Origin of the sequence: Pseudomonas sp. ok266 (assembly GCF_900110195.1) — a bacterium.
Lineage (GTDB): Bacteria > Pseudomonadota > Gammaproteobacteria > Pseudomonadales > Pseudomonadaceae > Aquipseudomonas > Aquipseudomonas neuropathica.
This window is the reverse complement of sequence record NZ_FOCU01000001.1, coordinates 603,168-622,663: the sequence shown is the minus strand read 5'-3', so window position 1 is coordinate 622,663 and position 19,496 is coordinate 603,168. Positions and strand designations below refer to the sequence as shown.

General features: G+C 59.0%; 18 protein-coding genes and 1 riboswitch. Of the genes, 11 read left to right on the top strand and 7 right to left on the bottom strand.

The genetic code is table 11. The annotated features are described in order from the left end of the window. The first annotated feature begins 14 nt into the window (after positions 1–14). From metK to BMY54_RS02950, 3 genes are all read left to right on the top strand, one after another. A complete protein-coding gene (gene metK / locus BMY54_RS02960) occupies positions 15–1,205 on the top strand; it encodes a methionine adenosyltransferase (RefSeq protein WP_093429865.1) in 1,191 nt (396 codons plus the stop codon). Positions 1,206–1,440: 235 nt separating this feature from the next. Beyond that, on the top strand, positions 1,441–3,117 hold the full coding sequence (gene ligB / locus BMY54_RS02955; protein WP_093429864.1) for an NAD-dependent DNA ligase LigB: 1,677 nt from the start codon (positions 1,441–1,443) through the stop codon (positions 3,115–3,117). Positions 3,118–3,214: 97 nt separating this feature from the next. Further along, positions 3,215–3,610 carry a DUF1090 domain-containing protein gene (locus BMY54_RS02950; protein WP_093429863.1) on the top strand — a complete coding sequence of 132 codons (396 nt, stop codon included), beginning with the start codon at positions 3,215–3,217 and terminating at the stop codon, positions 3,608–3,610. Positions 3,611–3,688: 78 nt separating this feature from the next. Here BMY54_RS02950 and BMY54_RS02945 read toward each other — a convergent pair whose 3' ends face one another. After that, complete coding sequence (locus BMY54_RS02945) at positions 3,689–4,138, bottom strand: c-type cytochrome (protein WP_093429862.1); 450 nt, start codon at positions 4,136–4,138, stop codon at positions 3,689–3,691. Between the two features lie 128 nt (positions 4,139–4,266). Here BMY54_RS02945 and BMY54_RS02940 point away from each other — a divergent pair, with 128 nt between their 5' ends. After that, positions 4,267–5,445, top strand: a complete 1,179-nt coding sequence (locus tag BMY54_RS02940) for a murein transglycosylase A (RefSeq protein WP_093429861.1) — start codon at positions 4,267–4,269, stop codon at positions 5,443–5,445. 121 nt (positions 5,446–5,566) lie between these two features. Here BMY54_RS02940 and BMY54_RS02935 read toward each other — a convergent pair whose 3' ends face one another. Next, a complete protein-coding gene (locus BMY54_RS02935) occupies positions 5,567–5,950 on the bottom strand; it encodes an MAPEG family protein (protein WP_008081053.1) in 384 nt (127 codons plus the stop codon). 38 nt (positions 5,951–5,988) lie between these two features. After that, positions 5,989–6,822 carry an EamA family transporter gene (locus BMY54_RS02930; RefSeq protein ID WP_093429860.1) on the bottom strand — a complete coding sequence of 278 codons (834 nt, stop codon included), beginning with the start codon at positions 6,820–6,822 and terminating at the stop codon, positions 5,989–5,991. Positions 6,823–7,033: 211 nt separating this feature from the next. Between BMY54_RS02930 and BMY54_RS02925 the strand changes: the two genes are divergently transcribed. Together BMY54_RS02925 and BMY54_RS02920 are read left to right on the top strand one after the other, a co-directional pair. After that, positions 7,034–8,203, top strand: a complete 1,170-nt coding sequence (locus tag BMY54_RS02925; RefSeq protein ID WP_093429859.1) for an MFS transporter — start codon at positions 7,034–7,036, stop codon at positions 8,201–8,203. A gap of 267 nt (positions 8,204–8,470) precedes the next feature. Further along, complete coding sequence (locus BMY54_RS02920) at positions 8,471–9,736, top strand: cation:proton antiporter (protein ID WP_093429858.1); 1,266 nt, start codon at positions 8,471–8,473, stop codon at positions 9,734–9,736. Here the strand turns inward: BMY54_RS02920 and BMY54_RS02915 are convergent, their stop codons facing one another. After that, positions 9,737–10,624, bottom strand: coding sequence for a formate/nitrite transporter family protein (locus BMY54_RS02915; protein ID WP_093429857.1), 888 nt, complete (start codon positions 10,622–10,624; stop codon positions 9,737–9,739). A 174-nt stretch (positions 10,625–10,798) separates the two neighbouring features. Beyond that, the gene (locus tag BMY54_RS02910; protein WP_016984776.1) at positions 10,799–11,206 is read right to left on the bottom strand and encodes an acyl-CoA thioesterase; all 408 of its coding nucleotides are present in this window, start codon (positions 11,204–11,206) and stop codon (positions 10,799–10,801) included. A gap of 198 nt (positions 11,207–11,404) precedes the next feature. Further along, positions 11,405–11,503, top strand: a riboswitch (S-adenosyl-L-homocysteine riboswitch). 23 nt (positions 11,504–11,526) lie between these two features. Here BMY54_RS02910 and ahcY point away from each other — a divergent pair. From ahcY to BMY54_RS02890, 4 genes are all read left to right on the top strand, one after another. Beyond that, positions 11,527–12,936 carry an adenosylhomocysteinase gene (ahcY, locus tag BMY54_RS02905; RefSeq protein WP_064388105.1) on the top strand — a complete coding sequence of 470 codons (1,410 nt, stop codon included), beginning with the start codon at positions 11,527–11,529 and terminating at the stop codon, positions 12,934–12,936. Between the two features lie 156 nt (positions 12,937–13,092). Then, positions 13,093–13,938 carry a methylenetetrahydrofolate reductase [NAD(P)H] gene (gene metF / locus BMY54_RS02900; protein WP_093429977.1) on the top strand — a complete coding sequence of 282 codons (846 nt, stop codon included), beginning with the start codon at positions 13,093–13,095 and terminating at the stop codon, positions 13,936–13,938. 145 nt (positions 13,939–14,083) lie between these two features. After that, positions 14,084–14,896 carry a substrate-binding periplasmic protein gene (locus BMY54_RS02895; RefSeq protein WP_093429856.1) on the top strand — a complete coding sequence of 271 codons (813 nt, stop codon included), beginning with the start codon at positions 14,084–14,086 and terminating at the stop codon, positions 14,894–14,896. 222 nt (positions 14,897–15,118) lie between these two features. Beyond that, positions 15,119–17,002 (top strand): RNA helicase RhlE2, encoded by a 1,884-nt coding sequence (locus BMY54_RS02890; protein WP_093429855.1) that lies wholly within the window; start codon positions 15,119–15,121, stop codon positions 17,000–17,002. 259 nt (positions 17,003–17,261) lie between these two features. Here BMY54_RS02890 and BMY54_RS02885 read toward each other — a convergent pair whose 3' ends face one another. Together BMY54_RS02885 and BMY54_RS02880 are read right to left on the bottom strand one after the other, a co-directional pair. Then, positions 17,262–17,840, bottom strand: coding sequence for a YceI family protein (locus BMY54_RS02885; protein WP_038358767.1), 579 nt, complete (start codon positions 17,838–17,840; stop codon positions 17,262–17,264). Positions 17,841–17,871: 31 nt separating this feature from the next. Next, on the bottom strand, positions 17,872–18,423 hold the full coding sequence (locus BMY54_RS02880) for a cytochrome b (protein ID WP_077574882.1): 552 nt from the start codon (positions 18,421–18,423) through the stop codon (positions 17,872–17,874). A gap of 321 nt (positions 18,424–18,744) precedes the next feature. Between BMY54_RS02880 and BMY54_RS02875 the strand changes: the two genes are divergently transcribed. Further along, on the top strand, positions 18,745–19,242 hold the full coding sequence (locus BMY54_RS02875; RefSeq protein WP_093429976.1) for a hypothetical protein: 498 nt from the start codon (positions 18,745–18,747) through the stop codon (positions 19,240–19,242). The last annotated feature ends 254 nt before the right edge of the window (positions 19,243–19,496 follow it).

Here is a 19,496-nt window from a genome sequence, read left to right as displayed (position 1 = left end):
AGGAAAACATCGAGATGAGCGAATACTCCCTCTTCACCTCCGAGTCCGTGTCCGAAGGACATCCGGACAAAATCGCCGACCAGATTTCCGATGCGGTGCTGGACGCCATTATTGCCCAGGACAAACACGCACGCGTTGCCGTGGAAACCCTGGTCAAGACCGGCGTGGCCATCGTTGCCGGTGAAGTGACCACCAGCGCCTGGGTCGACCTGGAGCAGATCGTTCGTGACGTCATCTGCGACATCGGCTACACCAGCTCCGAAGTCGGCTTCGACGGCGCGACGTGCGGCGTGATGAACATCATCGGCAAGCAGTCCCCAGACATCAACCAAGGTGTTGACCGTGCCAAGCCTGAAGATCAGGGCGCCGGCGACCAGGGCCTGATGTTCGGCTACGCCAGCAACGAAACCGACGTGCTGATGCCAGCGCCGATCACCTTCTCGCACCAGTTGGTGCAGCGCCAGGCCGAAGCCCGTAAATCGGGTCTGCTGCCTTGGCTGCGCCCGGACGCCAAGTCGCAAGTGACTTGCCGTTACGAAGGCGGCAAGGTTGTCGGTATCGACGCGGTTGTTCTGTCGACCCAGCACAACCCTGAAGTGTCGTACAAAGACCTGCGCGAAGGCGTGATGGAGCTGATCGTCAAGCACGTGCTGCCTGCCGAACTGCTGAGCAAAGACACCCAGTTCCACATCAACCCGACCGGCCAGTTCATCATTGGCGGCCCGGTAGGTGACTGCGGTCTGACCGGTCGCAAGATCATCGTCGACAGCTACGGCGGCATGGCCCGTCACGGCGGCGGCGCGTTCTCCGGTAAAGATCCATCGAAGGTTGACCGTTCGGCGGCCTACGCTGGCCGTTACGTGGCCAAGAACATCGTCGCGGCCGGCCTGGCCGAGCGTTGCGAGATTCAGGTTTCCTACGCGATCGGTGTGGCTCAGCCTACCTCGATCTCGCTGAACACCTTCGGCACCGGCAAGATCAGCGATGACAAGATCGTCAAACTGGTCCGCGAAGTGTTCGACCTGCGTCCATACGCAATCACCACTATGCTCGACCTGCTGCACCCGATGTACCAGGAAACTGCAGCGTACGGCCACTTCGGTCGCGCGTCAGAGACCAAGACCGTTGGCGAAGACACCTTCACCACGTTCACCTGGGAAAAAACCGACCGCGCCGACGCCCTGCGCTCTGCTGCTGGTCTGTAAGACTCCCTGGCGGTACAAAAAAGCCCCGCACGGTTCGCCCCGTGCGGGGCTTTTTCATGCCTGAAATACAGTTTTGAACTCGCCCCCCCCCCCTGTGGGAGCGAGCTTGCTCGCGAAGGGGCCAGCCGAACCGACATCAATTTCCGGCCAGACACACCCCGCAAAACACCCCGTCTACCACGCTCCAGATTGTCTTCTAACCTTCAAGCATTCCCCCTGAGCAAGGACGCTCACCATGCTTGTCACGCTGCGCCTGCTGTTTGTTTTCCTCGTGGCCTGTACGGCCCTCAACGCCCACGCCGATTGCCCGAAATGGCCAGCTACTCAAGCAAAAAGCGAAATCACCGCCCTGCAAAAACAGATCAACCAATGGGACGACGCCTATCACCGCGAAGGCCGCTCGCTGATTGCCGACGAACTCTACGATCAGTCACGTCTGCGCTTAAGTGAGTGGCAGCGCTGCTTCGATCTGCCACCCGCACCTGTGCCACTGCGCACCGCCTCAGGTTCAGTCACCCACCCCATCGCCCATACCGGCCTGGATAAATTACACGAAGCAGCCGCCGTGGAAGCGTGGCTACGCGACCGCCGGGATGTCTGGGTACAACCCAAGATCGACGGCGTCGCGGTGACGCTGATTTACCGCGCAGGCGTTCTGCATCAGGCCATCAGTCGTGGTGACGGGATTCGGGGCCAGGACTGGACGCCATCAGCGCAAAAGATCGCCGCCATTCCGCAACGCCTGACGCAACCGCTGGACCTGCTGGTACAAGGCGAACTTTATTGGCGCTTGAACGAACACGTGCAAGCCAAATCCGGCAGCGTCAACGCTCGCGCCACCGTCGCCGGATTGATGGGGCGTAAATTCCTGAATACAGAACAAGCCGCCGGAATCGGATTCTTCGCCTGGGACTGGCCGCAAAGCCCCCTGGACTTGCCCAAGCGAATAACCAGATTGGCGACGCTGGGTTTCGCCACGACGGAACCTTACAGCCAACCGGTCAGCGAACTCGCAGAGGCGCAGAAATGGCGCGATCACTGGTATCGCTCACCCCTTCCCTTCGCAACCGACGGCGTGGTTCTGCGTCAGGGTCAGCGCCCACCCGCCGAACGCTGGCAGGCACGTGCTCCCTACTGGGCCATCGCTTGGAAATACCCATTCGCGCAGGTACTGGCCGAAGTCAGCAAGGTCAATTTCAAGATCGGGCGCACCGGGCGCATCACCCCGGTGATCGAGCTGAACCCGGTCAGGCTCGATGACCGAGAGATAAAACGGGTCAGCGCCAGTTCGCTAAAACGCTGGCAGGCACTGGATATTCGTCCTGGTGATCAGGTCGCCATCAGCCTCGCCGGCCTGACCATTCCCCGGCTCGACGGCGTCGTGCTGCGAACCGCCGAGCGGGCAGAGATCAACCTCCCCAACGCCGACGACTTCCATACCTTGAGTTGCTGGCAACCTACCCCTGGTTGCGAAAGCCAGTTTCTCGCCCGCTTGACCTGGCTCAGTGGCAAGCAGGGACTGGCGATGCAGCATGTCGGTCGCGGCACCTGGGAGAAACTTTTCGAAACAGGCCGCCTGAATAACCTGCTGGATTGGTTGACCCTTGATGAGCCGGAGCTTGCTAACATTGCCGGCTTTGGCGAACGCAGCAGCGCCCGCCTGATGCACAGTTTTCACAGCGCCCGCCAACGGCCCTTCGCTCAGTGGCTCAAGGCTTTGGGCTTGCCGCCAAGCGGTGAGGCACAACTCCCCGATTCATGGCAGGCGCTGGCACAACGAGACACCGAACAATGGCAGGCAGAACCCGGTATCGGCCCCGGTCGCGCAGCGCAATTGAGCGCCTTCTTCCGCGACCCGCAGGTGTTAGCCTTGAGCGATACCTTGCGGAACGCCGGCATCGACGGTTTCTGAACACGCAATCCCGGTACCCCGGGAACCCAACCACCACCGAGGCGCTCCAACAGCGCAGTGCCGCCCCGACCCGATTGCCTTTGCACATGGAGCTTTTATGAAATTTCTCGCACCGCTCGCCATGCTGACCCTTTGTGGCGTGATGGCCGCCCCTGTCATGGCCGACGAAGACGCCCCGGGCCTGACCGGTTGCGCGGCCAAGAAGCAAGGCATCATGAACCAGATCGAACAGGCCAAGTCGCGTGGCAACGCTGATCAGCAGGCAGGCCTGGAAACTGCCCTGCGTGAGGTGACCGAACACTGCACCGACGCGGGCCTGAAGAAAGAACGCGAAAACAAGGTGCTCGACGCCAAGCACGAAGTGAGCAAGCGCCAGGCTGATCTCGACAAGGCGATGAAGAAAGGCGATCCAGAGAAGATCAACAAGCGCAAAGACAAACTCGCCGAATCGCGCAAAGAACTTCAGGACGCGCTGGACGAAATCGATAAGTAAAAATCAAAAGATCGCAGCCTGCGGCAGCTCCTACATTGATCAGGGTAGGAGCTGCCGCAGGCTGCGATCTTTTAAATATCAATGATCGCGAAACTGTTTATGACAAGCGCTGCAGGCATCTTCAACTTTCTGCACCGCAGGCCCGAGATTGCTGGCCTTGTACGGCTGCACCTGGCTGGCAATCACCAATTCACCGGTGGCGGCTTCAAGGTTGCGGGCCATTTCCTGAAAACGTGCCTGTTGTTTCCAGACATCGTCCTTGGCGCTGGTGTGATCTTCTTCGCGAACCTGCGGGAAGTGCTTCCACGGCTCATGGGACAACGCATCAAGCTTGACCGCGCCCTCGGCGAATTTCGGCCCGTCGAACGGAATGCGCCCACGCAACATGCCTCCCAGATCTTCACCGGTCTTGAGCATCTGTTTGAAGATCGCCTTGCGTTGGCCCAGTGGAGAATTCGGATCGACACCGCCACAGGCGGACAAGGTCAGACAGGCCAGCAATACAACAGAAATGCTTTTAAGAGTCATGGTGGCTTCAGGTCACGGAATTCGGCGGCCAGTATCCTCGCGTCACCGCCAAACACCAATAGCCCTATTAAAAATACGGGTTGCTCGAGCGCATGGAGCACTCGGTCAACCGGCACAGGAATTACTCCATGAACAGCCCTTTCAAGGCCTGGCGTCACCCGCTGATCGCATCCCTGCCTCTAATGGCGATTCTCGCTGGCTGCACCGGCGGTGATAGCGCCAAACCAAAAACCCACGCACTGGCCACTTATTCCAGCGCCACCTGGGAAGCACTGCCGGCAGTATCCGATAGCGATCTGGTCGCCGGTTTCGGTTCGTGGCGTAGCGCCTGCACCCGACTCAAAGCTGATGCCGTATGGGGCTCCACCTGCGCCGCTGCGGCCAACGTGCCACAAAGTGCTGGCGAGATTCGCGCCTTCCTTAAGCAAAACCTCGACGTTTACGGCCTGCGCGCTGAAAACGACAACCCGAACGGGTTGATCACCGGTTACTACGAACCGGTCTACCCCGGCAGCCTGACGCCCACCGACACGGCCAATGTGCCGGTGTACGGCGTGCCCGAAGACATGATCATTGTCTCGCTGGACAGCATTTACCCGGAGCTGAAAGGCAAACGCCTGCGCGGCCGCCTCGAAGGTCGCGTGCTCAAGCCTTACGACGATGCCGCCACCATTGAATCCAAAGGTGTGAAAGCCCCGGTGGTTGCCTACCTGACCGACCCGATGAATCTGCAATTCCTGCAGATCCAGGGTTCCGGGCGAATTCAGACCGAGGACGGCAAACAGTTGCGCATCGCTTACGCCGATCAGAACGGCCATCCGTATCGCCCAATCGGGCGCTGGCTGGTCGAGCAAGGCGAGCTGAAGAAAGAAGACGTGACCATGAGCGCGATCAGCAACTGGGCCAAGGCCAATCCTTCGCGCATTCCGGAACTGCTGGGCAGCAACCCGAGCTACGTGTTCTTCACGCGCAACCCGGACAGCAACGAAGGCCCGCGCGGTTCGCTGAACGTGCCGTTGACTGCCGGTTATAGCGCGGCAGTGGATCGCAAGGTGATTCCGTTGGGCAGCCTGCTGTGGCTGTCGACGACAAAACCGGATGGCACGGCACTGGTTCGCCCGGTGGCGGCACAGGATACCGGCGGCGCGATTGCCGGCGAGGTGCGTGCGGATCTGTTCTGGGGCACCGGTGATGCGGCCGGGCAACTGGCCGGGGACATGAAACAGCAGGGGCAGATCTGGATGCTTTGGCCCAAAGGCGCAGCGCTGCCGCAAGTGCCGCAGGTGGCTGATACAGAGAAGAAGTAACCCTTGGAATCTGCTGAGGTAATCAGATAGCTATCGCAAGCAGGCTCACTCCTACAGGGGAACGCATTCCAAAATGTAGGAGTAAGCCTGCTCGCGATGAGGCCATCAGCAACACCGATAATCAAACAGACACAAAGAAGAACGAAGCAATCAACCCCATCCCCACAAACCACACCAGCGAGCGCAGGATCGCCCAGTCCGCCAGGTAGCAAATGATGTAGAGCAGGCGACTGGTGATAAACAGCACCGCCAGCACATTGACCGTCACCAGCTCCGCCGTCCCCACCAGGTGCGCAACAATCACTGCCGCCGCAAATGCCGGCGTCACTTCAAAGCTGTTCATCTGCGCGGCATGGGCACGCCTCGCCACACCGTTGAGACTTTCGAGAAAGTCGCGCGGATCGTGGTTGTCACTCAGCCGGTAGCCGCCCACGGCTTTCGCTACGCCAGTGCAGATATACGGCAGGAAAATCGCAATCAACACACACCACAGAGCCACCGTCATAACGCCGTCCTTTTTCGAGTTTTAGAGTTCGCGAGCGGTCAGAACTTCATTACCAGCATGCCGATCAGTACCAGCCCACAGGCTAAGAGCCGCGGCCGGCCAAAAGGTTCTTTGAGGTAACGCATACCGAACAGCACTACCAGAATCACGCTGATCTCGCGCAATGCCGCCGCTTCCGCAATCGAACCCAACTGCATCGCCCACAGCACCAGAGCGTAGCTGGCCAATACGCAGAAGCCCACCGCCAACCCCAGCTTCCATTGCTCACGCCAGAACAACATGAACGCCGGACGCTTGGCGACCCATGCCAACAGCGGAAACGGCCAGGCGCTGAGCAGCGTGACCCAGACCAGATAATCCAAAGGATGGGACCAGCGCCGCAACGCCTGGCCATCAATGTAGGTGTAGCAGCCGATGCACAGGCCGATCAGCGCCACCACCGGCAGCATCGACCATGGCAAATGCTTGCCACCGCCACCCTGCCATAGCAGACAAACCATGCCGAACGGGATCAGCATGATGCCGAAGATTTGCTGCGTGGTGAGCACCTCTCCCGCGAAGATCAGGGTCAGCGCGAGCACCACCAAAGGCGATAATCCACGCATCAGCGGATATACCAGCCCGAGATCGCCGACCCGGTAGGCTTGAATCAGCAGATAGCGATAAAGCAGTTCAAAGGCTGCCGAAGCGAGAATCCACGGCCAGATTTCCATGGGCGGCAAGCTCACGAATGGAAACGCGATGGCAACGACCAGCAGCGCCACGGTGTCCATGCACGCCACTACCAACAGTCGCTCGGCGCTAAACTTGATTAACGTATTCCACGTCGCATGCAACAGCGCCGCCATCAATACCAAAGCTGTCGCCAGCACGTTCCACTCCTTATTGTTGTTAGCGAGCCAATTAGTCAGATTATTGATTCGCGATGTGTCAGCAGCTGTTTATACTGCAAGCGACCACGCCGCACTCAGTTGCGCACAGAAAAAACCAATAATTCCTGCCTGTACCGCCCTCCTTCGAGAGCGGTCGTCGGCCTGCGTATGCCTGATCAAAGCGTCAAGACTATCGACAGAGACCTTGCGCATGCCACTCGCCTTGCTTGCACTCGCTGTTGCCGCGTTCGGCATCGGCACCACTGAATTCGTCATCATGGGCCTGCTGCCCGATGTCGCCCGGGACCTCTCCGTGAGCATTCCCCATGCGGGCCTGCTGATTACCGGCTACGCCCTGGGCGTGGTCTTCGGCGCCCCGATCCTGGCGATCGGCACCGCAAACATGCCGCGCAAAGCAACGTTGCTGGGCATGACGCTGATGTTCATCCTCGGCAACATCCTCTGCGCACTCGCGCCGAACTACGCGACGCTGATGGCCGCTCGTGTGGTCACAGCCCTCTGTCACGGCGCGTTCTTCGGCATTGGCTCGGTGGTTGCCGCCGGGCTGGTCGCACCGAACAAACGCGCGCAGGCGATTGCAATGATGTTCACCGGCCTGACCTTGGCCAACGTTCTCGGCGTGCCGCTGGGCACGGCGCTCGGGCAGTACGCCGGCTGGCGTTCGACGTTCTGGGCGGTGTCGGTGATCGGTGTGATTGCGGCGCTCGCGCAATGGTTGTGGCTGCCAAAACACATCCCCATGGACAAGGCCAACCTCGCCAGCGAATTCAAGGTACTGGGCAAGGTCAACGTGTTGCTGGCGCTGGGCATGAGTGTGCTCGCGTCGACCAGTCTGTTCAGCGTGTTTACCTATATCGCGCCGATCCTCCAGGACATCACCGGCGTCAGCCCGCATGGCGTGACGGTGATGTTGCTGTTGTTCGGCGTCGGTTTGACCGGTGGCAGCATGCTCGGCGGGCGTCTGGCTGATAGCCGTTTGCTGCCGTCGCTGGTTGGTGTGGCCTTGGCGGTGGTGGTGATTCTGGCGGCGTTCAGTCAGACCAGTCGCTCGGTGGTGCCAGCGGCAATCACGCTGGTGCTGTGGGGGATTTTCGCTTTTGCGCTGTGCCCGATTCTGCAACTGCTGATCATCGATCAGGCGCATGAAGCACCGAACCTGGGCTCGACGTTGAACCAGAGCGCATTCAACCTTGGCAACGCAGCGGGTGCGTGGATCGGCGGACTGGTGGTGGCCAGTGGTGCGGATCTGGCGGACTTGCCGTGGACGGGTGCGCTGGTCGGTGTATTGACGGTGCTGACGGCGCTGTTTTTCATCTATCTGCAACGTCGCGAAGCGGCTGCGGTCAATGTGTCCGGCTAGCCCTCACCCTAACCCTCTCCCAGAGGGAGAGGGGACTGAATGGGGGATGCTTCAGAAGTACGCCGACCTGAACGCGCATTGCCGAATCCATAATCGACTCGGTTATTCAGGTCGATGCATGCCACAAGACAATAAGGTCGGCTCCCTCTCCCTCCGGGAGAGGGCTGGGGTGAGGGAAGCTTGTGCCCTCTGTCGCTCTCAGCCCATCAAACCCTTGCGCCCAAACATCGGGCGCGCTCCACTCACCCCTCATCCAAAGGACCCCGGATGCTTGAACTTGTCGCCGCTTTCATCTGCCTCACCACCCTCCTCACCTTCGTCAATTTCCGCTTCATCGGCCTGCCGCCGACCATCGGCGTGATGGTCACCGCGCTACTGTTCTCGCTGATCCTGCAAGGCCTGAGCGTGCTCGGTTACCCCGGTCTCGAAGAACGCGTGCAGCAACTGATTGGCCAGATCGACTTCGGCGATCTGCTGATGAACTGGATGCTCTCGTTCCTGCTGTTCGCCGGCGCCCTGCACGTCAACCTCAACGACCTGCGCAGCTACCGCTGGCCCATCGGCCTGCTGGCGACCTTCGGCGTATTGATTGCCACCACGGTGATCGGCAGCCTCGCCTATTACATTTTCGCCCTGTTCGGCTGGCACGTGAGCTTCTTGTATTGCTTGCTGTTCGGCGCGTTGATTTCGCCGACCGACCCCATCGCGGTGCTCGGCGTGCTGCGTACCGCCAATGCCTCAAAACCGCTGAAAACCACCATCGTCGGCGAGTCGCTGTTCAACGACGGCACAGCCGTGGTGGTGTTCACCGTGTTGCTGGGCATCGCCCAACTCGGCGAAACCCCGACCATCAGCGCCACCGCGATGTTGTTCGTTCACGAAGCGATTGGCGGCGTGCTGTTTGGCGGCCTGATCGGTTATCTGGTTTATCGAATGATCAAAAGCGTCGAGCAGCATCAAATCACCGTGATGCTGACGCTGGCGCTGGTCATTGGTGGTTCGGCGATGTCTACCGAGATTCACGTTTCCGCACCGATTGCGATGGTGGTCGCAGGTCTGATCATCGGTAACGTCGGGCGCAATCTGGCGATGAATGACATGACCCGTCGTTATCTGGACGGTTTCTGGGAATTGCTCGATGACATGCTCAACGCGCTGCTGTTCGCGCTGATCGGCATGGAGCTGTTGCTGCTGCCATTCAACTGGTTGCACATGGCCGCGGCAGGTTTGTTGGCGGTGGCGATTCTGCTGTCGCGCCTGCTCACTGTGGCCCCGGCGATTCTGCTGCTGCGCCGCTGGCGGACGGTGCCGGCCGGCACCATCCGGATTCTGACCTGGGGCGGTTTGCGCGGCGGTGTTTCGGTGGCACTGGCGCTGGCCCTGCCGTTGGGCCCGGAGCGCGATCTGCTGCTGAGCATCACTTACATCGTGGTGCTGTCATCGATCCTGTTGCAGGGTCTGACCATCGGCAAACTGGTCAAGTACGCAACTCGCAACGAGCCCGTGACCATCAGCGAAGCCGCTCACCACTGATCATTTTTTGATCTCCTGCGGTTCAGGTTTCCCGGCCTGATCCGCAGGCTCCTTAGGCGCACCGCTCTCGCTGCGAATCTGCGCATGGCTGATCAGCGCAAAGATAAAGCTGCCACCAATGATATTCCCCGCCAACGTGGGACCTGCGAAGACCATCCAGAAATCGCTCCACGGCAACTCGCCGGCAAACACCAGATACGACACTTCCGCTGAACCCACCACAATATGGGTGAAATCGCCGAGCGCCATCAGATAGGTGATGAGGATGATGATCCACATCTTCGCGCTCTCCATGGACGGGATCATCCAGACCATGGTGGCGATCATCCAGCCGGAGACAATGCCTTTGGCGAACATCTGACTGGCGTGGTTCTCCATCACCTTGCGGCCAATTTCGAGGAAGGCGTGGTCAGTCTTGGTGTCGAAGATCGGCAGTTCGAGCATCACGTACGCAACCAGAATCGTCCCGCACAGATTACCGACCAAAACCACTGTCCACAGGCGGATCAGCCGGCCGAAGTTTTTCAAGGTCGGTTTGGTCATGACCGGCAATACGGCGGTCAGGGTGTTTTCGGTAAACAGTTGCTGGCGGGCGAGGATCACCGCGAGGAAGCCTGCGCAGTAGCCGAAACTGGCGATTACCTTGAACTCGTCACCTTCGGGCAGACGCGAATTGAGCAGGCCCATGCCCATCAATGACAGGCCCATGGTCAACCCCGCCGCCAACGCCGACCACCAGAGCGCGGCGATGCTGCGTTCCAGTTCCTGATCGCCTTGGGTGCGGATGATTTCATGCAGAACGGCCGCGCGGGGCGGCTGGCTTTTCTCGACTTCGTGTTGCTCATCGGCCGAGAGATCGGGGGTCTTGCCGTCGGTGGGGGTGGTCATGGCGTGGCAACCGTGGGGGTGGTGTTTACCTACGACCCCGGCGGTTCATGGCTGTTCAGTGGCCTGAGCAATCTTCGGTAACAGGACAACCGCTTTCGCGAGCAAGCTCGCTCCCACAGGTAAAGCGTAATCCTTGTGGGAGCGAGCTTGCTCGCGAAGAAAGCACCGCCGATGTTATTTGGTGACCAATTCATCTTCCTGGAACTGATCTTTCACATATTTGATTTCAGTGCGCCCGTGCGGAGCCGGCAAACCGTCTTCACCGAGGTTCACAAACACCATCTTCTCAACCGTCAGAATGCTTTTGCGGGTGATTTTGTTGCGCACTTCGCAGGTCAGGGTGATTGAGGTGCGGCCGAACTCGGTGGCGGTGATGCCCAGTTCGATGATGTCGCCCTGGCGCGAGGCGCTGACGAAGTTGATTTCGGAAATGTACTTGGTCACCACGCGCTGATTGCCCAACTGGACGATCGCGTAAATCGCCGCTTCTTCGTCGATCCAGCGCAACAGGCTGCCACCGAACAGGGTGCCGTTGGGGTTAAGGTCTTCGGGTTTTACCCATTTGCGGGTGTGGAAATTCATCTTCACTCCTGAGTGTCTTGCCGAACGATGGACGGTATCTTGGCAGACTGAGCGGTCAGGCTCCATGCGGCTTCGACTATGGTCGTCATTAACGATCTTCATCTGGCCGACAGAAACCCTTTGGAAGATCAGTCTAGACGGCTATAATCGCCCCCGTTTCAAAACGGTAACGTTCACTTGCTACCGTTTTCCCGCCACCTGTCCGAGGGGCGCTGCAGCAGGTTCAACCTGTCAGGCTCGGATGGGGCGTTGACTGGCTCAGGCCGGACACTAAACGCACAACGGCGCCCATTCGCATACATTACGAATGGAGGCTCTTCATGAGCGCTGTTATCACGCCTGCAGATTTTAACGATTACAAAGTTGCCGACATGTCCCTGGCTGCCTGGGGCCGTCGCGAAACCATCATCGCCGAATCGGAAATGCCGGCCCTGATGGGTCTGCGTCGCAAGTACTCCGGCGAACAGCCGTTGAAAGGCGCCAAGATCCTCGGCTGCATCCACATGACCATTCAGACTGCCGTGCTGATCGAAACCCTGGTTGCCCTGGGTGCCGAAGTACGCTGGTCGTCCTGCAACATTTTCTCGACTCAGGATCAGGCTGCTGCCGCTATCGCTGCTGCCGGTATCCCGGTTTTCGCCTGGAAAGGCGAAACTGAAGAAGAGTACGAGTGGTGCCTGGAGCAGACCATCCTGAAGGATGGCCAGCCATGGGACGCCAACATGATCCTCGACGACGGCGGCGACCTGACTCAGCTGCTGCACGATAAGTACCCACAAGTACTGGATCGCGTTCACGGCGTGACCGAAGAAACCACCACCGGCGTACACCGTCTGCTGGACATGCTGGCCAAAGGCGAGCTGAAAATCCCGGCCATCAACGTCAACGACTCGGTGACCAAGTCCAAGAACGACAACAAGTACGGCTGCCGTCACAGCCTGAACGACGCGATCAAGCGTGGTACCGACCACCTGCTGTCCGGCAAGCAAGCGCTGGTCATCGGTTACGGTGACGTGGGCAAGGGTTCGGCTCAGTCGCTGCGTCAGGAAGGCATGATCGTTAAAGTCTCCGAAGTTGACCCGATCTGCGCCATGCAAGCATGCATGGACGGTTTCGAACTGGTTTCGCCGTTCATCGACGGTATCAACGACGGTTCCGAAGCGAGCATCGACAAAGCGCTGCTGGGCAAGATCGACCTGATCGTGACCACCACCGGTAACGTCAATGTTTGCGACGCGAACATGCTCAAAGCCCTGAAGAAGCGCGCTGTTGTCTGCAACATCGGTCACTTCGACAACGAAATCGACACCGCTTTCATGCGCAAGAACTGGGCATGGGAAGAAGTGAAGCCACAGGTACACAAGATCCACCGTACCGGCCCGGGCGCTTTCGACGCGCAGAACGACGACTACCTGATCCTGCTGGCCGAAGGCCGCCTGGTGAACCTGGGCAACGCCACGGGTCACCCAAGCCGCATCATGGACGGTTCGTTCGCCAACCAGGTTCTGGCGCAGATCTTCCTGTTCGGCCAGAAGTACGCCGACCTGTCGCCAGCCCAGAAAGCCGAGCGCCTGACCGTTGAAGTACTGCCGAAGAAACTCGACGAAGAAGTGGCCCTGGAAATGGTTCGCGGCTTCGGCGGCGTGGTCACCCAACTGACCAAGCAACAGGCTGACTACATCGGCGTGACCGTCGAAGGCCCGTTCAAGCCGCACGCTTACCGCTACTAACAGGTGCTTGCTCGCTCTCCCTGTGGGAGCGAGCCTGCTCGCGAAGGCGGTTTATCATTCAGCATCCGTGTTGTCTGACCCGACGCTTTCGCGAGCAGGCTCGCTCCCACACGGGATTGCAGCGCCTCGAAGGTTCTTGTTTCCAAGGGTATGACCATGTCCCAAGACCGTCGCTACAGCTTCGAGTTCTTCCCGACCAAGACCGATGCTGGGCATGAAAAGCTGCTCAACGTTGCCCGTCAGTTGGCAACGTACAATCCCGATTTCTTCTCCTGCACCTATGGAGCTGGTGGTTCGACCCGTGATCGCACCCTCAACACCGTTCTGCAACTGGAAAGCGAAGTCAAAGTACCGGCCGCACCGCACCTGTCGTGCGTCGGCGACAGCAAGGACGACCTGCGCGGCCTGCTGAACGAGTACAAGGCTGCCGGCATCAAGCGTATCGTCGCGCTGCGTGGCGACCTGCCATCCGGCATGGGCATGACCAGCGGTGAGCTGCGTCACGCCAATGAACTGGTTGAATTCATTCGTGAAGAAACCGGTGATCATTTCCACATCGAAGTTGCCGCTTACCCGGAGATGCATCCGCAAGCACGCAACTACGAAGACGATCTGGCCAATTTCATCCGCAAGGCCCGTGCCGGCGCCGACAGCGCAATCACCCAGTACTTCTTCAACGCCGACAGCTACTTCTATTTCGTCGAGCGTTTGCAGGCGCAGGGTGTGGATCTGCCGATCGTTCCGGGGATCATGCCGATCACCAACTACAGCAAACTCGCGCGCTTCTCTGATGCCTGCGGTGCGGAAATCCCGCGCTGGATCCGCAAGCAACTGGAAGCCTACGGCGATGACACGCAAAGCATTCAGCGCTTTGGTGAGCAAGTCGTCAGCGAGATGTGCGAACGCCTGCTGCAAGGTGGCGCGCCGGGTCTGCACTTCTATTCCATGAACCAGGCTGAGCCTAGCCTGGCGATCTGGAATAACCTGAAGTTGCCGCGTTAAGCCTCATAGAAAGATCAAAAGATCGCAACCTTCGGCAGCTCCTACAGGGGTGTCGCAGCTGCGATTTTTTGCTTTTAAAGGCCCGAAACAGAGCTTGTGCAGGCACTTTCTGGCTCTTTCGCGTTTCTCGTCGTAATCTCAAGCCATGCCTTTGATCACGCAGTTATTCGCCGTGCTGGTTTTTGCTTGCCTGAGCTTCGCCGCTCGAGGCGAGAAGTTGCGTATTGTCACCGAGCCGTGGGCGCCCTATGTCTACGAAGAGAACGGTAAAAACCTCGGGCTGGATTACGAAACCACGGCCATTGTCTTCAAACGTCTGGGCATCGAAGTCGAATGGCAGTTCTTGCCGTGGAAGCGCTGCCTGTCGATGCTTGAGACCGGTCAGGCCGATGGCGCGCTGGACATTTTTCACAGCGACGAGCGCGACGCCACCCTGCTTTACCCGAGCGAGCCGCTGTCGGACGTCGAGTTCGTCCTGTTCTACGCCAACGACCGGCCGCACCCGTTCAGCAAACTCGAAGAGCTCAAAGGCCTGACCATCGGCACCTCGCCGGGTTATCTGTACAGCCCCGATTTCAGCGAATCAACACTGTTTACCCGCGAACCGGCACCGACCCACGAAGCCAACTTCGGCAAACTGGTGCGCGGCCGCATCGACTTGCTGATCACCGATCGCCGTGTCGGTCAGCACTTGCTCGATGAGCTGGATATTCGCGATCAGATCACCGAAAACCCCACTGTCATTAGCCGCCAGAGCCAGTTTCTCGCGGTTAGACGCAATGCCGGCATGGATTTGCTGGTGCAGCGATTTGGCGCCGAGCTCAAGCGATTCAAGCGCGAACCGGCTTACGCCGAGCTGAGCGCACGCTACGGCGCGGCTCCCGCCATGGCTGCGCCGCTGGGCAATGCCACGGCCAGCGGCAAAACCGTTGAGCAGCAGGAAAGCAGCGCGCAGTGATTGCTCTGTTATACTCCGGCGTTCCCGCCAGGCTCACGCCCGGACGCCCGGAACCGTAACAGGCCTCTCGACCCGCTACAGCGCAGCTTTGCAGCCCGCGCGAGCACTCCAGACGTGCCTTCGGAACCGCAGCAGGACCGGACGGGATTGCGTCCTCTTAAACGTGATTCGCGCCAGGCAAGACTCCCATTGGGCCAAGCCCTAACTAAAACAGGATTACTCATGTCCTTTGCTTCCCTCGGTCTCTCCGAGGCTTTAGTCCGCGCCATCGAAGATGCGGGCTATACCGAGCCTACTCCGGTGCAACAGCGGGCCATTCCCGCCGTGTTGCAAGGTCGCGACCTGATGGTTGCGGCACAGACAGGTACCGGTAAAACCGGCGGTTTCGCCCTTCCGATCCTGGAGCGGTTGTTCCCCAACGGTCACCCGGACAAATCCCAGCGTCATGGCCCGCGCCAACCGCGCGTACTGGTCCTGACCCCGACCCGCGAACTCGCGGCCCAGGTTCACGAGAGCTTCAAGATCTACGCCCGTGACCTGAAATTCGTCAGCGCCTGCATCTTCGGCGGCGTCGGCATGAACCCACAGGTTCAGGCCATGTCCCGCGGCGTCGACGTACTCGTTGCCTGCCCGGGTCGCTTGCTCGACCTCTGCGGCCAGGGCAGCGTTGACCTGTCCCACGTGGAAATCCTCGTCCTCGACGAAGCCGACCGCATGCTCGACATGGGTTTCGTGCACGACGTGAAGAAAGTCCTCGCGCGCCTGCCGTCCAAGCGTCAGAACCTGCTGTTCTCGGCGACCTTCTCCAAAGACATCACCGACCTCGCCGGCAAGCTGCTGCACAACCCGGAACGCATCGAAGTGACGCCGCCGAACACCACGGTCGAGCGCATCGAACAACGCGTGTTCCGTCTGCCGGCCAGCCACAAGCGTGCGCTGCTGGCGCACCTGATCACCGCCGGCGCGTGGGAACAGGTGCTGGTGTTCACCCGCACCAAGCACGGCGCCAACCGTCTGGCCGAGTACCTGGACAAGCACGGCCTGCCGGCTGTAGCGATCCACGGTAACAAGAGCCAGAACGCGCGCACCAAAGCGCTGGCCGACTTCAAGGCCAACCAGGTACGCATCCTGGTTGCGACCGACATCGCCGCACGCGGTCTGGACATCGATCAGTTGCCACACGTGGTCAACTTCGAACTGCCGAACGTCGATGAAGACTACGTGCACCGTATCGGCCGTACTGGCCGTGCCGGTCGTTCGGGCGAGGCGATCTCGCTGGTTGCCCCGGACGAAGAGAAACTGCTGAAAAGCATCGAACGCATGACCAAGCAGAAAATCGCCGACGGCGACCTGATGGGCTTCGATTCGAGCACCATTGAAGCCGAGAAGCCGGAAGTGCGTGAGCGTCCGGACGTGCGTAACCCACGCAATCCACGTGGCCCACGCGGCGACGGCCCGAATGGCGGCGGCGGTGGCGGCGGTCGTAAAGACAAAGGCAAAGACAAGGGCAAGGAAAAACCGGCCGGCGAACGTGGCGAGCGCCCTGCTCGTCAGCAGAAACCGCGCGAAGGCACTCCGAGCCGCGAACAGCGTCCGAGCCAACCGCCACGTGCGGCGGCTGATCGTGCACCGGACGAGTTCCTCGACGACGATATCGATAACTTCGGTAACCGTGTTGATTACGTACCAAAACCAGCCCCTGCCGGCGGCCGTGGCCGTCGTCCAGGCGCACCGGCTCAAGGTGCAGGCGCAGGTTCGGGTGCACCACGTGGCGGTCAGTCGCAGGGTCGTCAGAACGGTCCGCGCAACAGCAACGGTTCGAGCACCGGCACCCCGCCAGCCAAGCGTAGCGGCCCGCGCAACGGCGCACCGCGTGATGGTCAGTCGGGTCGTCGCGACGAATCCTCCTCGTCCTCGCGCAATCGTCGTCCGGCCCGTGACGATCAGCCACGCAGCGAGCCAGCCGTGCAGAACCCGCGCAGCAACGGCCCGAAGATCATGCACAAGGAATCGAAAGCCGACCGCTTCCCGACGCCTGAGCAGCTCGATCAACTGCCAAGCCGCCCGCGTGGCGAAAAACCAGCATTGCTGACCCGCAATCGCTGAGTTAACGCCGCCATATAAAATGCCCCGACTCGCAAGAGCCGGGGCATTTTTTTTGCCGCCACGAATCCCCCTGAATCACCGCATATCCCCTGTGGGAGCGAGCCTGCTCGCGAAAGCGGTCATTCGCCAACATCATTGCTGACTGACCCGCCGCCTTCGCGAGCAGGCTCGCTCCCACAGGGGATGCGTGTGTGTCGTAGGCAATAAAAAACGCCCCCGATCTTTCGACCGGGGGCGTTTTTGTGTGGCGGGAGGAAAGTTATTTAACTTTCACGCCTTCCAGCGAGATGTCCAGATCCGCAGTTTGCGAGGTAGGACCTGGGCCCTTGATCCCGAAATCGTTCAGGTTGAGGGTGGTCTTGGCATTGAAGCCAGCGCGCTCGCCGCCCCATGGATCCTTGCCTTCGCCGTTGAACGTAGCCTTGAAGGTCACAGGCTTGGTCACACCGTGCAGGGTCAGGTCGCCAGTCACGTCTGCAGTCTTTTCACCGGTCGATTTAACGGCGGTGGAGACGAACTTGGCATCAGCAAACTTGCCAACATCCAGGAAGTCTTTGCTGGCGATGTGCTTGTCACGTTCAGCGTGGTTCGACCACAGGCTGGCGGTTTTCACATCAACCGAGATCTTGCTGGCTTCAGGCTTGGCCGAATCCCACGAGAATGTACCGTCGAAATCCTTGAAAGTACCGTGAATGAAGCTGTAGCCCAGGTGGCTGATTTTCCAGTCAACGAAGGCGTGCTGACCTTCCTTGTCGATTTTGTAGTCCGCAGCCATGGCCTGACCAGCCGAGAGCAGTGCAGAACCGATTGCCAGAGCGGCCAGAGTCTTTTTCAACATGCTTTCTTTTCCTTTGAGTCGAGGTTGAATTTCAGGCTTTGCGACCGAGCATTCGCGTCAGGGTCGCATCACGATCGATAAAGTGGTGCTTCAATGCTGCCAACGCATGGAGGCCGGAAAAAATTACCAGTGCCCACGCGAGCCAGAGATGAATCACCCCAGCGGTATCTGCCTGATCCGGTAACCCGGAAACCAGTGCAGGAACTTCAAACAGGCCAAACACCGGAATCCCGACACCGTCTGCGGTGGAAATCAGGTAACCGGCAAGCATCACAGCGAACAGCGCCAGATACAGAAACCCATGGCCGAACTTGGCGCCGATACGGGTCATCCGGCTGTAGCTTTGCAGCGTCGGCGGCGGCGGGCTGATAAAGCGCCACAGCACCCGCAACACCATCACACCCAACAGCACCAGACCGATGCTTTTGTGCAGATCCGGCGCCTCTTTGCGCCAGCTGCTGTAGTAATCCAGCCCGACCATCCACAGGCCCAGCGCGAACAGCCCGAAGACCACCAGCGCCACGCCCCAGTGCATGAAGATGCTGACCCAACCATAGCGCGAAGAAGAGTTACGTAGCTGCATTGCCCAAATCCTGTGAGAACTGCGAACCAAGACTAGCGAGTTATCTATCGAATTAAAGCGGAAAATTTCGCTTTGAAATATCGAGAAATACGATCAAGAGTCTGAAAGTGGCGTGTTAAGGAAAGATTAAAGGCGATTCTACCGCGCAGCGCTCGGACCACGGGGCGCGATTCTCCTTCTGCTCCGGCGCGCCGCGGAGCAGGCAGTGATCACAAAAAAATTCGCAGAAAAAGAAAATTCATTTAATAACTATGTATCGCTAGTTGGCCGCTTGCCCCTGATCAAATGATGACTCAATCATTCATTGAAAAGGTGAAAAACATGGCACTTCGTTATACCCCCTTTCAAGCAAGTGGCACTTCCGAGTTACCACCAAACCAGACAATGTCTCCGGGCCAATACCTGCAATCCGAGAACGGTCGATATCGGTTGTTATTGCAGAGCGATGGCAATCTGGTGATAAAAGAAGGTGAAGCAGTAGTCTGGATTGCCGACAACAATCAGCCTTACAGTGCAACTCTGCATCCAAAGAAGATGCGTGAACCACTACAATTTGTCGTCAGTAATAACGGATTTCTCTTCGACCCTTCCAGACGGCGACTATGGATTGCCGAAAGTACCCACAGCCTCGAAAAGTCGCTGTGGTACAACACTTACCTGACGATGCAGGACGATGGCAATCTGGTCATTTACGATCAGCGCAACGGCAACCTGCGTTGGGCTCGTTTCGGTTTTATCCCCGGGCGGATTCGAAAACCCAAGCAGCGCTGGCTCAGAAAGTTACCGAACGGCACCGAGTTCTATAAATGGGACTTTTAACAAGCCACCGCTCTTTTGATTGATTAGTTGGTGAAAACTGGCGGCGGCTGCAAGCAATCGGCACTGTAGGGATCAATCTTGCATTGATGCACAAGTTCTGCGTTATATCCACCTGGAAAGAAACGCCCATTGGCACAACCGGAAAGTGTCATCAACAGAAGTATTACCGTAAGTCTTTTCATCGAGCGCCTCCAATTTCTTCAAGCATAAAGTTGCAGCTAAGGCACCCGCTATCATTTCGTTCCGATTGTTTT

What these genes read in the sequence shown, in the direction of transcription:
- BMY54_RS02935 (WP_008081053.1), bottom strand. Translation starts at nt 5,950, where the DNA reads ATGACGGTGGCTCTGTGGTGTGTGTTGATTGCGATTTTCCTGCCGTAT.
- ahcY (WP_064388105.1), top strand. Translation starts at nt 11,527, where the DNA reads ATGAGCGCTGTTATCACGCCTGCAGATTTTAACGATTACAAAGTTGCC.
- BMY54_RS02875 (WP_093429976.1), top strand. Translation starts at nt 18,745, where the DNA reads ATGGCACTTCGTTATACCCCCTTTCAAGCAAGTGGCACTTCCGAGTTA.
- BMY54_RS02925 (WP_093429859.1), top strand. Translation starts at nt 7,034, where the DNA reads ATGCCACTCGCCTTGCTTGCACTCGCTGTTGCCGCGTTCGGCATCGGC.
- BMY54_RS02880 (WP_077574882.1), bottom strand. Translation starts at nt 18,423, where the DNA reads ATGCAGCTACGTAACTCTTCTTCGCGCTATGGTTGGGTCAGCATCTTC.
- BMY54_RS02950 (WP_093429863.1), top strand. Translation starts at nt 3,215, where the DNA reads ATGAAATTTCTCGCACCGCTCGCCATGCTGACCCTTTGTGGCGTGATG.
- ligB (WP_093429864.1), top strand. Translation starts at nt 1,441, where the DNA reads ATGCTTGTCACGCTGCGCCTGCTGTTTGTTTTCCTCGTGGCCTGTACG.
- BMY54_RS02885 (WP_038358767.1), bottom strand. Translation starts at nt 17,840, where the DNA reads ATGTTGAAAAAGACTCTGGCCGCTCTGGCAATCGGTTCTGCACTGCTC.
- metF (WP_093429977.1), top strand. Translation starts at nt 13,093, where the DNA reads ATGTCCCAAGACCGTCGCTACAGCTTCGAGTTCTTCCCGACCAAGACC.
- BMY54_RS02945 (WP_093429862.1), bottom strand. Translation starts at nt 4,138, where the DNA reads ATGACTCTTAAAAGCATTTCTGTTGTATTGCTGGCCTGTCTGACCTTG.
- metK (WP_093429865.1), top strand. Translation starts at nt 15, where the DNA reads ATGAGCGAATACTCCCTCTTCACCTCCGAGTCCGTGTCCGAAGGACAT.
- BMY54_RS02910 (WP_016984776.1), bottom strand. Translation starts at nt 11,206, where the DNA reads ATGAATTTCCACACCCGCAAATGGGTAAAACCCGAAGACCTTAACCCC.
- BMY54_RS02915 (WP_093429857.1), bottom strand. Translation starts at nt 10,624, where the DNA reads ATGACCACCCCCACCGACGGCAAGACCCCCGATCTCTCGGCCGATGAG.
- BMY54_RS02920 (WP_093429858.1), top strand. Translation starts at nt 8,471, where the DNA reads ATGCTTGAACTTGTCGCCGCTTTCATCTGCCTCACCACCCTCCTCACC.
- BMY54_RS02940 (WP_093429861.1), top strand. Translation starts at nt 4,267, where the DNA reads ATGAACAGCCCTTTCAAGGCCTGGCGTCACCCGCTGATCGCATCCCTG.
- BMY54_RS02890 (WP_093429855.1), top strand. Translation starts at nt 15,119, where the DNA reads ATGTCCTTTGCTTCCCTCGGTCTCTCCGAGGCTTTAGTCCGCGCCATC.
- BMY54_RS02895 (WP_093429856.1), top strand. Translation starts at nt 14,084, where the DNA reads ATGCCTTTGATCACGCAGTTATTCGCCGTGCTGGTTTTTGCTTGCCTG.